The 12,637-nt window shown below is 74.5% G+C and carries 13 protein-coding genes; 6 read left to right on the forward strand and 7 right to left on the reverse strand.

Annotation, left to right across the window (positions count from 1 at the left end; genetic code table 11):
- Positions 1–198: 198 nt before the first annotated feature.
- Positions 199–1,341, forward strand: coding sequence for a glycoside hydrolase family 12 protein (locus AC5L34_RS07945; RefSeq protein ID WP_441174174.1), 1,143 nt, complete (start codon positions 199–201; stop codon positions 1,339–1,341).
- Positions 1,342–1,507: 166 nt separating this feature from the next.
- On the opposite strand, the gene AC5L34_RS07950 is transcribed toward AC5L34_RS07945, so the two are convergent.
- From AC5L34_RS07950 to AC5L34_RS07960, 3 genes are all read right to left on the reverse strand, one after another.
- Positions 1,508–2,470 (reverse strand): golvesin C-terminal-like domain-containing protein, encoded by a 963-nt coding sequence (locus tag AC5L34_RS07950; protein WP_441174175.1) that lies wholly within the window; start codon positions 2,468–2,470, stop codon positions 1,508–1,510.
- A complete protein-coding gene (locus AC5L34_RS07955; protein ID WP_172896572.1) occupies positions 2,470–2,634 on the reverse strand; it encodes a hypothetical protein in 165 nt (54 codons plus the stop codon). The genes AC5L34_RS07950 and AC5L34_RS07955 overlap by 1 nt, the downstream gene beginning before the upstream one ends.
- A gap of 188 nt (positions 2,635–2,822) precedes the next feature.
- Positions 2,823–3,611, reverse strand: coding sequence for an aldo/keto reductase (locus AC5L34_RS07960; RefSeq protein ID WP_441174176.1), 789 nt, complete (start codon positions 3,609–3,611; stop codon positions 2,823–2,825).
- A 95-nt stretch (positions 3,612–3,706) separates the two neighbouring features.
- Between AC5L34_RS07960 and AC5L34_RS07965 the strand changes: the two genes are divergently transcribed.
- Together AC5L34_RS07965 and AC5L34_RS07970 are read left to right on the forward strand one after the other, a co-directional pair.
- The gene (locus AC5L34_RS07965) at positions 3,707–4,768 is read left to right on the forward strand and encodes a DNA polymerase ligase N-terminal domain-containing protein (RefSeq protein ID WP_494824289.1); all 1,062 of its coding nucleotides are present in this window, start codon (positions 3,707–3,709) and stop codon (positions 4,766–4,768) included.
- A 16-nt stretch (positions 4,769–4,784) separates the two neighbouring features.
- On the forward strand, positions 4,785–5,978 hold the full coding sequence (locus AC5L34_RS07970) for a threonine synthase (protein ID WP_494824290.1): 1,194 nt from the start codon (positions 4,785–4,787) through the stop codon (positions 5,976–5,978).
- Positions 5,979–5,994: 16 nt separating this feature from the next.
- Here AC5L34_RS07970 and AC5L34_RS07975 read toward each other — a convergent pair whose 3' ends face one another.
- From AC5L34_RS07975 to AC5L34_RS07990, 4 genes are all read right to left on the reverse strand, one after another.
- Positions 5,995–7,791: a glycoside hydrolase family 15 protein gene (locus AC5L34_RS07975; RefSeq protein ID WP_441174179.1), complete on the reverse strand. Its 1,797-nt coding sequence runs from the start codon at positions 7,789–7,791 to the stop codon at positions 5,995–5,997.
- A 53-nt stretch (positions 7,792–7,844) separates the two neighbouring features.
- Complete coding sequence (locus AC5L34_RS07980) at positions 7,845–8,237, reverse strand: cupin domain-containing protein (RefSeq protein ID WP_441174180.1); 393 nt, start codon at positions 8,235–8,237, stop codon at positions 7,845–7,847.
- Between the two features lie 288 nt (positions 8,238–8,525).
- The gene (locus AC5L34_RS07985) at positions 8,526–8,930 is read right to left on the reverse strand and encodes a hypothetical protein (RefSeq protein WP_494824292.1); all 405 of its coding nucleotides are present in this window, start codon (positions 8,928–8,930) and stop codon (positions 8,526–8,528) included.
- Positions 8,931–9,119: 189 nt separating this feature from the next.
- Positions 9,120–9,590, reverse strand: coding sequence for a septum formation initiator (locus AC5L34_RS07990; protein WP_494824294.1), 471 nt, complete (start codon positions 9,588–9,590; stop codon positions 9,120–9,122).
- A gap of 102 nt (positions 9,591–9,692) precedes the next feature.
- Between AC5L34_RS07990 and AC5L34_RS07995 the strand changes: the two genes are divergently transcribed.
- From AC5L34_RS07995 to AC5L34_RS08005, 3 genes are all read left to right on the forward strand, one after another.
- Positions 9,693–10,388: a response regulator transcription factor gene (locus AC5L34_RS07995; RefSeq protein ID WP_089001797.1), complete on the forward strand. Its 696-nt coding sequence runs from the start codon at positions 9,693–9,695 to the stop codon at positions 10,386–10,388.
- Positions 10,385–11,659, forward strand: a complete 1,275-nt coding sequence (locus AC5L34_RS08000; protein ID WP_441174184.1) for a sensor histidine kinase — start codon at positions 10,385–10,387, stop codon at positions 11,657–11,659. Before AC5L34_RS07995 ends, AC5L34_RS08000 begins: the two co-directional genes overlap by 4 nt.
- Before the next feature lie 159 nt (positions 11,660–11,818).
- Positions 11,819–12,361: a PepSY domain-containing protein gene (locus tag AC5L34_RS08005; protein WP_441174185.1), complete on the forward strand. Its 543-nt coding sequence runs from the start codon at positions 11,819–11,821 to the stop codon at positions 12,359–12,361.
- Positions 12,362–12,637: the final 276 nt, after the last annotated feature.

Raw genomic sequence — 12,637 nt, forward strand, 5'->3', positions numbered from 1 at the left:
GCGGCGCTCCCCGCTGCTTCGAAGGACCACCTGCCCGCCGACCGGATCGGCCGTGACAAACCTCACTTACCTCCCCAATACCCCAGCCCCGTTGCGCGGGGGTTTCAGAGGTGTAAATGTGTCGAAGGAATGTGGGAGCGCTCCCGCACCCACCGGCCGACTCCGTCCGGCGTCCCGCGCCGAAGCCGAAGGAGCATCATGAAACGTCCACTCCGGGCCCTCGCGGCGGCCGCGCTGCTCGCCACCGGCTCGATCGTCGCCGTGGCCCTCGGCGGCACCGCCAGCGCCGACACCCAGATCTGCGAGCAGTACGGCTCCACGACCATCCAGGGCCGCTACGTGGTGCAGAACAACCGCTGGGGCACCACCGCCCAGCAGTGCATCAACGTCACCGACAGCGGCTTCGAGATCACCACCCAGAACGGCAGCAACCCGACCAACGGCGCGCCGACCGCGTACCCGTCGGTCTTCCTCGGCTGCCACTACACCAACTGCTCCCCCGGCACCAACCTGCCGATCCAGGTCAGCCAGATCAGCAGCGCCACGAGCAACATCTCCTACCGGTACGTCAGCAACGCCGTCTACAACGCCTCGTACGACATCTGGTTGGACCCCTCGCCCAAGCGGGACGGGGTGAACCAGATGGAGATCATGATCTGGCTGAACCGGCAGGGCCCGATCCAGCCCATCGGCTCCCCGGTCGGCACCGCCACCATCGACGGCCGCAGCTGGGAGGTCTGGCGCGGCAGCAACGGCTCCAACAACGTCATCTCGTACCTGGCGCCGTCGGCGATCAGCAGCGCGAACCTCAACCTGCTGGCGTTCATCAACGACACCCGCAACCGGGGCGCGATCACCAACTCCTGGTACCTGACCAGCATCCAGGCCGGCTTCGAGCCCTGGCAGGGCGGGGCCGGCCTCGCCGTGACCTCGTTCTCCGCGGCGGTCAACGGCGGAGGCAACCCGCCGCCCACGACCGCGCCGCCCACCACGCCCCCGCCGAGCACTCCCCCGCCCGGCGGCAACGGGTGCGCCGTGAAGTACACGCCGAACTCCTGGAACAACGGCTTCACCGCCGACGTGCAGATCACCAACACCGGGTCCAACGCGATCAACGGCTGGACGCTGAACTACAACCTGCCCGCCGGGCAGCAGGTCACCAGCGCGTGGAACGCCACGGTGAGCCAGAGCGGCTCGGCGGTCACCGCGCGCAACATCAGCTGGAACGGCTCGCTCGCCCCGGGCGGCACGGCCAGCTTCGGCTACCAGGGCACGCTGAGCGGCCAGTACTCGTCGCCGACGAGCTTCAGCCTCAACGGGGTGCCCTGCTCCCGGTCCTGACCGGGACGCCCTACGGAACGCCGACGCGGGGGCAGTGCGCCCCCGCGTCACCGGTCCCCGGCGCCGCCGCGACCCGGGTCCCCCAGGGGCCGCCGCGTACGGCCGGAGACACGACGTCCGCCAGGCCACCCCCGGGCCTGGCGGACGTCGCGTGGGGCCGGCCGGCTCAGACCCGGGTGAGCCGGACGGCGTCGGCGATGATGAGCCCCGGGGCCGAGCTCCACCGGCTGACCGCGACCCGGTTGGCGTCCCCGGCCGGCAGCGTGAAGGTGCCGAGGCTGCGCCACTGTCCACCGGTGACCCGCTGGTCGACGATGATCGTCCGGTTTCCGGTCGTGGTGGACACGATGTACGGGGTGGCGGAGTTGTAGCCGCTGACCGCCGGCCACCAGGCGTCGACCCGGTAGTTCGCGGTCGCCGGGACGTTGAACTTGTACCAGGCGGCGTCGCTGGCGGCGACCGGGTCCGCGAAGCGGTAGTCGGTGCCGTAGCGCTGGGCCGAGTACGACGAGGTGCCCCAGTTGGCGCTGGCGGTGAAGCGTCCGGCGGTGGAGTTGTCCACCACGGCGCTCCAGGTGCTGCCGCCCGCCATCTTCGCGGCCACGTCCGCGCGCATCGAGTTCAGGTCGATGAAGGACGGGTCGATCTTGCCCGTGGTGCTCGTCTCGCGGTGGCCCCGGGCGTAGCTGGCGTCCTTGCCCAGCCGCTTGAGCACGGCGGCCGTGGCGGCGATCGACGCGTTGTACTGCGCCGCCGTCATCTCCTGGTTGACCCCGTTGTAGTCGATCTCCCAGCCGATCATCAGCGTGTTGCCGTCGCCGGCGGGGATCGGCCCGCTGCCCCGGCTGACGCCCGCGTGGTTGCAGCGCCCGGCGGAGATGACGTGGAAGACGCCGTGGTAGTCGACCAGCGCCTGGCACAGCGGGCCGGGCAGGTCGGAGCGGCCGTTGATGCAGATGTTGAGCGCCGGGTGCGGGTTGCTGGCGCTGGAGGTGGCGGCGGTGTGGTGCCAGAGCACGCCGATCGGGTCGAACGAGCCGGGACGCATGCGGTTGACCCAGTCGCCGTGGGTGACGACCTGGACGCCCGCCCCCCGCAGGACGTCCACCAGCCAGGGAATTGTGGCCATCAGGACTCCCCGAGCAGGTCGGCGAGGCACTCGGCCTTCGGAGCGGCGAGCGGCGCGGCGCTCGCCGCGGCGGGCTTGGCGGCTACGGCCACCGCGGTGGCCACCAGGGCCGACATGCCCAGCACCCCACGTCGGGGGAGACGGGCGGGTCGTGACGCGTTCATGGCGCTCCTTCAGACAAGGGCGGAGGGGTTCCGACTCATCGATGAACTGGTGACGCGCACGGTATATCGTCACGAGCATCTATGTCGATACCCTTCATCGCCCCTATTCAGGCTGAAGGAATTTGGCGAATCCGGTCCGGGTCCGGCACCCGGACCGGGCCACCGTCACAGTGGCCGGAAGGGGTCCGTCAGGGGTTGCCGAGCGCGTCGATGTCGCGCATCTCCTCGGCGGTCAGCGAGAAGCCGAAGACGTCGGCGTTGACGCGGATCCGCTCCGGGGTCACCGACTTGGGGATGACCACGATCTCGTGGTCGATGTGCCAGCGCAGCACCACCTGGGCCGGGGAGACGTCGTGCGCGGCGGCGACGCGGGTCAGCACCGGCTCGGCGAGGTCGCTGGTCTTGAACGGGCTGTAGCCCTCCAGCACCACCCCCCGGTCCCGGTGCTCCCGGTGCCGCTGGCGGTCGTACAACGAGGGGCTCCACCGGATCTGGTTGACGGCCGGGTTCTCCTCGGTCGCCTGGATCAGCTCGTCGAGCTGGCCCGTGGCGTAGTTGCTCACCCCGACGGCGCGCGCGAGCCCCTCGTCCCGGGCGGCCAGCATCTCCCGCCACACGGGGATGTTGTCCGCGGGGTTCGCCGGCGGCCAGTGCACCAGCCACAGGTCGACCTGGTCGACGCCGAGCGCGGCCAGGCTCGCCTCGATCGTCTCCCGCTCCCGCCCCACCCGGTCCGGCGGCAGCTTCGTGGTGAGAAAGAGGTCCTCGCGGCGCAGCCCGCTCTCCCGGACCGCCCGGCCGACCTCCTCCTCGTTGCCGTACATCGTGGCGGTGTCGACGTGCCGGTAGCCGGCGTCGAGCGCGGCGAGCACCGCGTCGTACCCGGCCTGGCCGGTGGCCTGCCAGGTGCCGAAGCCCAGCAGGGGCATCCGCACCTCGCCGGGGAGCGTTACGGTGGGCTGGTCGTCGTGGTCCATGCCCCGGGTCTTACCCGGGCTGACCTACCCCATGCCCGCCGAACCGGACACGCGGGCGGCCGGCGGGTCGGCGCGGATTGCCGGAGAATGCGGGTGTGGCTGACCCGCTGGAGGAGTACCGGCGCAGACGGGACGCGGCGCGCACCCCGGAGCCGGTGCCGAAGCGGCCCCCGCGACGCGGGCGGCCCGCCGACGGCACGGCCCGCTTCGTCATCCAGCAGCACCACGCCCGGAGCCTGCACTGGGACCTGCGGCTGGAACACGAGGGGGTGCTGGCCTCCTGGGCGGTGCCCCGCGGGCTGCCCCGCGACACCGGCCGCAACCACCTCGCGGTGCACACCGAGGACCACCCGATGGAATACCTCGACTTCCACGGCGAGATCCCGGCCGGCGAGTACGGCGGCGGGCGGATGACCGTGCACGACCGGGGCACCTACCGCTGCGAGAAGTGGCGCGACGACGAGGTCGTCGTGGTGCTCGACGGCGAGCGCACCTCCGGGCGGTACGTCCTGTTCGCCACCGGCGGCAAGGGTGGGCGGGACTGGATGGTGCGCCGTACCGACCCGTCCCCGGAGGGCTGGACGAGCATGCCGGAGCTGCTCCGCCCGATGCACCCCACCCGGGCGGCGAAGCTGCCGGCGGACGAGGCGCAGTGGGGCTACGAGCTGCGCTGGGACGGGGTGCGCGCGGTCGCGTACGTCTCGGGCGGGCGGCTGCGGCTGCTCGCGGAGGACGACGAGGACGTCTCCGGCGCGTACCCCTGGCTGCGGGAGCTGGCCGAGGAGCTGGCGCCCACGGAGGTCGTGCTGGACGGCGTCCTGGTCCGCATCGACACCGCCGGCCGGGTGGGGCCGGCGCGCGGCGGACGCCGCACCCCCGACGCCCAGTACCTGATCTTCGATCTGCTCTGGATGGAGGGCGTGAGCAGCGTCGACCTGCCGTACGCGCAGCGCCGCGAGCTGCTCGACGCCCTGGCGCTCGCCGGCGGGCACTGGCAGACTCCGCCCTGGTTCCCGGGTGCCGGCCGGGAGGCGCTGCGGACCGGGCGGGAGCAGGGGCTGCCCGGCGTGGTGGCGAAGCGCCTGGACTCGGTCTACGAGCCGGGCCGGCGCAGCCGGCGCTGGTTGAGCATCGACGCGAGCCGAGACCCGAGCTGAGACGGCGAGGAGCATCGTGTACCTGACGCACCTTGAGTGCCCGCGCTGCGGGCGGGAGCACGACGCCGGCAAGCTGGCCAACCTCTGCGACTGCGGCTCCCCGCTGCTGGCGCGCTACGACCTGGCGGCGGTGGCGAAGGTGCTCACCCCGGAGCGGTTCCCGCTGCGCCCGGCAGACCTGTGGCGCTACCGGGAGCTGCTGCCGGTGGCCGACCCCCGGCACGAGACCACGCTGGGCGAGGGCTGGACGCCGCTGCTGCGCACCCCGAACTACGGCGCGGAGATCGGCATCGCGGACCTGATGGTCAAGGACGAGGGGTTGACCCCGACCGGGTCCTTCAAGGCGCGGGGCGCGGCGGTCGGTGTCAGCCGGGCCCGTGAGCTGGGCGTGCGGCGCATCGCCATGCCCACCAACGGCAACGCGGGCGCGGCCTGGGCCACCTACGCCGCGCGGGCCGGGCTGGGCGCGACCATCGTCATGCCGCTGGACGCCCCCACCATCTGCCGCCGCGAGTGCGTGGCCGCCGGGGCCGACCTGCGGCTGGTCGACGGGCTGATCAGCGACGCGGGCCGGCTGGTCGCGGGGCTGGTCGCCGACTCCGGCGGCGCGATCTTCGACGCCGGCACGCTGCGGGAGCCGTACCGGCTCGAGGGCAAGAAGACGATGGGGTACGAGATCGTCGAGCAGCTCGGCTGGCAGGCGCCGGACGTGATCATCTATCCCACCGGCGGCGGGGTCGGCCTGATCGGCATCCAGAAGGCGCTGCACGAGCTGCGCGAGCTGGGCTGGATCGAGGACAAGCTGCCCCGCCTGGTCGCGGTGCAGTCGACGGGGTGCGCGCCGATCGTGCGCGCCTTCGCCGCCGGGGAGCGGCGGGCCCGGCCCTGGGCCGACGCGCACACCGTCGCGTTCGGCATCACCGTGCCGGCCCCGCTCGGCGACGAGCTGATCCTCGACGCGCTGCGCGCCAGCGCCGGCACCGCGATCGCCGTGGACGACGCCGAGATCCTCGCCGACCTGCGGGACTTCGCCGCCCGCGAGGGCCTGCTGCTCTGCCCGGAGGGGGCCGCCTGCCTGACCGCCGCCCGGCACCTGCGCGCCGGCGGCTGGATCCGGGCCGGCGAACGCGTGGTGGTGCTCAACACCGGGGCGGGCGTGAAGTACCCGGAGACGGTGGACGTCAGCGGCGTACCGGTGCTGCCCGCCTGACGCGCCGACCCCGCCGTCACTCGGTGCCGGGGTCGGTCAGCCGCCAGGCCGCACTGACCAGGCCGATGTGCGACAGCGCCTGCGGGGTGTTGCCGAGCTGCGCGCCGGAGCGCGGGTCGATCTGCTCGCTGAACAGCCCGACGTCGTTGGCGTGCCCCAGCAGCCGCGCGAAGAGCGCCTCGGCCCGGTCCCGCTCACCGGCCATCGCCAGGTACTCCACCAGCCAGAACGAGCAGGGCAGGAACCCCGCCGGGTCGGTCTCCCAACGGCGGAGGAGACCGTTGCCGGCGCCCAGTTCGCGCTCGACCGCCTCGACGGTGGCGCGCATCCGCGCGTCGGTCGCCGGCAGGAACCCCACCAGCGGCAGCAGCAGCACGGAGGCGTCCAGGTTCGGCGAGCCGAACACGCCGCCGAACGCGCCGGTCCGCTCGTGCCAGCCGTCGCGCAGCACGACGGCCCGGATCTCGTCGCGGATCGCCGCCCAGCGTCGGGGGTCGGCCCGGTCGCCGAGGCGGGGCGCGAGCGTCACCGCCCGGTCCAGCGCCACCCAGCAGAACACCTTCGACGTCAGGTAGTGCCGGTCGGCGTCGCGGGTCTCCCAGATGCCCCGGTCGGGCAGGTGCCAGGTCGCGGCCACCTGCTCGGTCAGGCCGAGCACCATCTCGCGCAGTTCCATGTCGAACGCCTCGCCCAGGTGGTCGCGCAGCTGCCAGACCGCCGAGATCACCTCGCCCGGCACGTCGAGCTGGCGCTGCCGCCAGGCGTCGTTGCCGATTCGCACCGGCAGGCTGCCGCCGTAGCCGCGCAGGTGGGCGCACTCGTACTCGGAGACGTCCCGCTCCCCCTCCAGGCCGAAGAGCACCGGCACGGGCTCGGGGCCGACCCGGCCGATCGAGCGGGCCGCCCAGGCGAAGAGCCGGGACGCCTCGGCGGGGCAGGCCGCCACCCAGAGGGCGCGCAGGGTCATCGCGAAGTCGCGCAGCCAGGAGTAGCGGTAGTCGTAGTTGCGGTCGCCGCCGACGCGTTCCGGCAGCGACGTCGTCGGGGCGGCGGCCACCGCGCCGCTGCGGGCGTACGTGAGGCCGGTGAGCACGGTCGCGCTGTGCCGGACCTGCTCGGGGTAGCGGCCGTCGTAGTGGTGCGACTCCCGGTACGCCTGCCAGGCCTGCACCGTCTCGGCGAGCGCGACCGCCGGCTCCAGCCGGACCGGCGCCGACCCGTACGCCTGCCCGTACGCGGCGTCGAGGCCGACCACCTGCCCGGCGGCGACCTCGAACTCCTGCCGGACCCGGTCGGCGTCGACGTGCGGCGGGATCCCGCCGGTGCGCAGGGTCAGCACCACCGGGCCGGCCGCGGCCAGCACCGCGCCGTCGGGCTGCTCGTGCAGGTACGGGGTGAGCAGGCCGTACTCCGGGCGGGGACGGAAGTCGAGCGACATCCGCACCCGCCCGGTCAGTCCCTCGACGACCCGCAGCAGCACGGCCGGGGAGTTCATCCCCAGTTGGTGCCCGCGGGCGCCGAACTCGGCGGCGAGCGCGTCGGTGACCGCGACGCTCCCCTCCGGCGTGTGGTGCACCGTGCGCAGCACCAGCGTGTCGGCCACGTACGCCCGCTCCGCCCGGTGTCCGGGCAGCCCGGCGGCGGTGGGTGCCAACCGCCAGTGGCCGGCGTCCGGGTCGAGCAGGCGGCCGAAGACCGACGGGGAGTCGAACCGGTCCGGGCACCACCAGTCGATCGAACCGTCCCGACCGACCAGGGCGCCCGACCGGCAGTCGGAGAGGAACCCGTAGTCGGAGATCGCCAACTGCTCCACCCGCTGCGGTTACCCGGTTCCGGCCGGCTCAGGCGGCGCGGGCGAGCGGACGGTCAGGAGGTGGGCGGCTCGTCCTCGCCGGCGGCCTCCGCCGCGTCGGCCTCCTCCTTGGTGCGGTGCACCGCCTGGTCGGCGTGCTCGGGCGGGCCGTAGACGGTGTAGAGCACCAGCGGGTTGGGGCCGGTGTTGACGAAGTTGTGCTTCGTGCCGGCCGGCACCACCACCAGGTCGCCCTGCACGACCTCGCGCTTCTCCCCCGCCACCCGGGCCTCGCCCGTACCGCTGACGAAGGTCAGGATCTGGTCGATTCCCTCGTGGACCTCCTCGCCGATCTCACCACCCGGCGGGATCGTCATGATCACCAGCTGGGTCTGCTCACCGGTCCACAGCACCCGCCGGAAATCCGGACTCTTCTCGGCGACGGTCGCGATCGTGAAATGCTCCATGCCCACGCCCATACCCGCTCAGGCCCGGCACCACGCCGGGACTCGCAGATGATGGAATTCGCCACTCGTCGGGGGTTTCGATCCCGGACGGAGGGGGATCGAGGAAGTAGCCGGTGCACGGTGGCCGGTCGAGCCAGGTCCCCGCCGGCGTACCGCCGTACGGCTGCGATGGTGGGAGACGGCCAGAGCGCGGCGACGTTCGATCCCCGGGATCCGGACGGCGCCGCGCGCTCGTGTCCGGGCCCCGGCCCCGGCGGGACCTGTGCCGCCGGGGCCGGCCCGGGCGCGTCAGGCCAACACCGCCAGGTGGAACGGCCGGTCGGCCGGGCGGCCGTCGTCGGCGAAGGTGGAGACGAAGACGGCGTTCGGAATGCCGGTCCGCCCGGCGACCACGATCTTTCCGCAGGGCGCGACGCCCGTGCTGCCGGGCAGGCCGACGGTGCCGACGTAGCCGGCGGCCGTGACGTCCTGGTCGAACACCACCTGGTACACCCCGGTCGCCAGCCGGCTCGCGGTGGCCACGCCCAGCCCGCGCGCCAGGCCGCCGCTGGCGTGCACCACCGCGAAGAGGACCCGTGCGGTCGCGGGCAGACCGACACCGGCGCAGGTGGTGGTCTCCGCGTCTGCCCGGGCCGCGTCGTCGTCCCTCGGCACGGGCTGCGCCGGCGCGCGCCGAGGTCTGAAGCTGGACATCTCGGTCCTCCCTCGTGGCCCGTGATCGGGGCGGCGATGAGGCAGTTGTGGTGGCTGAGGGGAATCAGCAGCGATCGGCACCCTTTGTGGTCGAACGTATGCCGCCGCAGCGGCCCGCAACCACCGCGACGGGTGTCCGATCACGGACAGTAGCGCCGCGCACACCCCCGTTGACCTGCGGCGGAACGCTCAGTCGTCGTCCTCGGCCGACACCGGCTCCGCGCCCACGCAGCGCACCTTCAGCTCGAACTCGCCGGACGGGCCGGTGAAGGTCACCTCCACGTCGTCGTCCGGCCCCGGCTCCGCGTCCGAGATCCGGTAGCCCGGCACGGGCGTCCAGGAGACCAGCCGCGCCCCGCCCGGCCCGCACTCGGCCACCGCGCTGCCACCCGTCGTCGCGAAGGCCCGACGCGTTCCCGCCGGGGACGAGCCGCCCGCCAACGGCGACGACGGCCCGCCGGTGCCGGTCGCCGCCGGCGCGGATCCGCCCGGTGCCGCGGGGGAGGCCAGGGCGCGCTCGACCTCCTCCTGGCTGAGCACCCCGCCCGGGGTGCCGGCGATGCTCTCGCCCACCCACCGGATCGCGGCCACCCCGATCAGGGTGGCGACGGCGGCGGTGGCCAGCCACCCGGCGACGGCGAGGAACGAACGGCGGCGCATCCCCCGAGTCTCCCCGACCGGCGGTTGGCCCGAGCCCTGGACGGGGCTAAGGGACGGTTAAGGTCCGCCGCCGGCCCGCCCGGTGGCGGCTAGCCTGCCACTGTGGCCCGCCTGCTGCTCATCGAGGACGACCTGACCATCCGTACGCCGTTGCTGCGGGCACTGCGCGAGCGGGGGCACGCGGTGGCCGCCGCCTCGACGGCGATGACCGGCCTGCGCGACGCGCTCGACGACCGGCCCGACCTGGTGGTGCTGGACCTGGGACTGCCCGACCTGGACGGCCGGGAGCTGCTGCGGATGCTCCGCGCGGTCAGCGCCGTACCGGTCATCGTCGCCACCGCCCGCGACGACGAGACCGAGATCGTCCGGGTGCTCGACGCCGGGGCGGACGACTACGTGGTGAAGCCCTTCACGGCCGCGCAGCTCGACGCGCGTATCCGGGCGGTCCTGCGGCGTGGGACGGGACCCGCCTCGGAGGGGGACCCCGCGCTGGTCGTCGGCGGCCTGCGGGTGGACCCGCGGTCGAGGCAGGTGACCCTGGACGGTACGCCCGTCGAGCTGACCCCCCGCGAGTTCGACCTGCTGCACCACCTCGCGGGTCGGCCCGGCCAGGTGGTCACCAAGCGGGAGCTGCTGGCCGAGGTCTGGCGGGTCCCGTACGGCGGTGCCGACAAGACCGTGGACGTGCACCTGTCCTGGCTGCGACGCAAGCTCGGGGAGAGCGCGCAGGCACCCCGCTACCTGCACACCGTGCGGGGCGTCGGGGTGCGGCTCGAGGCGCCCGGGAGCGCCGGATGAGGGCCCGACTGGCGCTGCTCGTCGCCGCGGTCAGCGTCCTCACCCTGGTCGCCTTCCTGGTGCCGCTGGCGTTGCTGGTGCGCACCGTCGCGGCGGACCGGGCCACCGTACGGGCCACGGCCGACGCGCAGAGCCTCGTCACCGTCGTCGGCACCGCCGACACCGCGACGATCCGGCTGACCGTCGAGCAGCTGGCCACGGAGTCCGAGCGCTCCGTCACGGTGTTCCTGCCCGACGGCACGGTGCTCGGCGCCCCGGCCCCGCGTACGCCCGCGGTGGCGCTGGCGGCGCGGGGGCAGAGCCTCACCGCCGAGTCCGGGCGGGGGCGGGAGGTGGTGCTCGCCGTGCAGGGTCGCCCGGACGGCACCGGCGTGATCCGCACGGTGGTGCCGCCCGCCGAGCTGACCGCCGGGGTGACCCGGTCCTGGCTGGCCCTGGCCCTGCTCGGCGTGCTGCTGGTGCTGATCGGGCTGGCCGTGGCCGACCGGCTGGCCCGCACCCTGGTCCGGCCGATCGGTGAGCTCTCCGAGGTGTCGCACCGGTTGGCGAACGCGGAGCTGGACGCGCGCGTCACTCCCGCCGGGCCGGCCGAGCTGCGTGAGGTGGCCGGCGCCCTCAACCACCTGGCCGGCCGGATCCAGGTGCTGCTGGTGCAGGAGCGCGAGGAGGTCGCCGACCTCTCGCACCGCCTGCGCACCCCGCTGACGGCGCTGCGCCTGGAGGCCGAGTCGCTGCGCGACCCCGAGGACGCGGCCCGGGTGACCGCCGCCGTGGACGGGCTGGAGCGGGCGGTCACCGGCCTGATCCGGCAGGCCCGTTGGCGGGTGCCCACGGCCGGGGCGGCCAGCGCCGACGCGGCGGCCGTGGTGGCCGAGCGGGTGGCGTTCTGGTCGGTGCTGGCCGAGGACACCGGGCGGGCGGTGACGCTCGACCTGGCGCCGGGACCGCTGCCGGTGGGCGTGCCCGCCGACGAGTTGGCGGCGGCGGTGGACGCGCTGCTCGGCAACGTCTTCGCGCACACCCCGGACGGCACCGCGTTCGCCGTCCGGCTGGCGGCGGAGGCGGGCCGCACGGCGCTGACCGTCGCCGACGACGGGCCGGGGATGCCGCCCGGCACGGTCGACCGGGGCGCGAGCACCGCCGGCTCCACCGGCCTGGGCCTGGACATCGCCCGCCGGGCCGCCCAGGCCAGCGGGGGCCGCCTCACCCTGGGTGCCGCGCCCTCCGGCGGCGCCGAGGTACGCCTCGAACTCGGCCCGCCCCGGCCCTGACCCTCCCCTGCCCCGCCCCGCCCCCGGCGAGGCGCCCTCGCCCGGCCCGTCCTCGGCGCACCCCTGGTGAGGCTTAACCCGGCCTTAGCGTTCGGGCAGCGTGGCGCTATCCGGGCGGGCGTGATCCTGGGACACGTAGACCGAGGAAGGGTGAACGAGATGAAGCGCAAGTCCCTGATGCTGGCGTCGCTCGGCGGCGCGGCCGTGCTGGCCGTGACCGGCGCGTCCTTCGGCGTCGCGGCGGCCGACAACGGCGCGGCCCGGGCGACCACCCTGGCCGCCGCCACCACCGCCCCGACCGCCCCGGGCACGCCGAGCGGCACCGGGAGCGGCGCCCCGGCGACGAGCGGCGCGCCGACCACCGGCACCCCGGCGGCGCCCGCCAGCCCTTCGGGCAGCGGCACCCCGTCGGGCAGCAGCGCGCCGGCCACCGGCGGCGATGAGGTGAGCGAGCAGCGGGCCCGCGAGATCGCGCTGGCCCGGGCGGGTGGCGGCGAGGTCGTCGAGGTCGAGCGCGAGGACGAGGACGGCCGCGCCGTGTGGAGCGTCGAGATCGTGTCCGGGCAGACCGAGCACGAGGTCGACGTGGACCGGGGCGACGGCAGCGTGGTCAAGGCCGAGCAGGAGCCGGTCGACGACGACGATGACGACGACCGCGACGACGACTCCGACGATGACGACGACGACCGCGACGACGACTGATCCGGCGTCCTGCCCGCCGCCGTCCCGATCCTGGGACGGCGGCGTCGTCGTTTCCGCGGACGCAGCGGCCCGGACGGCGGCGGCGGGGTCGGTGCGGTTCGAGGTGCCGGCCGCGACGCCGAGGACGCCGCCGCAGCCGAGGTAGCAGGCGCCGTTGCGCTTGTAGAGGCGTGCGCCCTCCGACGTGCGGCGCAGCCGACCGGCCCCGGCGCGCGCAACCGTTGTCCCCCACGGATTCCGCGCGGCACCCCCGGGCGGGCGGTGCGGGCCGATCGA

It is taken from the genome of Micromonospora sp. ZG13 (genome assembly GCF_059359355.1).

Coding starts and splice junctions, on each gene's coding strand:
- AC5L34_RS07960 (WP_441174176.1), bottom strand. CDS start 3,611: ATGGACCACGACGACCAGCCCACCGTAACGCTCCCCGGCGAGGTGCGG.
- AC5L34_RS07980 (WP_441174180.1), bottom strand. CDS start 8,237: ATGGAGCATTTCACGATCGCGACCGTCGCCGAGAAGAGTCCGGATTTC.
- AC5L34_RS08005 (WP_441174185.1), top strand. CDS start 11,819: ATGAAGCGCAAGTCCCTGATGCTGGCGTCGCTCGGCGGCGCGGCCGTG.
- AC5L34_RS08000 (WP_441174184.1), top strand. CDS start 10,385: ATGAGGGCCCGACTGGCGCTGCTCGTCGCCGCGGTCAGCGTCCTCACC.
- AC5L34_RS07945 (WP_441174174.1), top strand. CDS start 199: ATGAAACGTCCACTCCGGGCCCTCGCGGCGGCCGCGCTGCTCGCCACC.
- AC5L34_RS07950 (WP_441174175.1), bottom strand. CDS start 2,470: ATGGCCACAATTCCCTGGCTGGTGGACGTCCTGCGGGGGGCGGGCGTC.
- AC5L34_RS07985 (WP_494824292.1), bottom strand. CDS start 8,930: ATGTCCAGCTTCAGACCTCGGCGCGCGCCGGCGCAGCCCGTGCCGAGG.
- AC5L34_RS07990 (WP_494824294.1), bottom strand. CDS start 9,590: ATGCGCCGCCGTTCGTTCCTCGCCGTCGCCGGGTGGCTGGCCACCGCC.
- AC5L34_RS07955 (WP_172896572.1), bottom strand. CDS start 2,634: ATGAACGCGTCACGACCCGCCCGTCTCCCCCGACGTGGGGTGCTGGGC.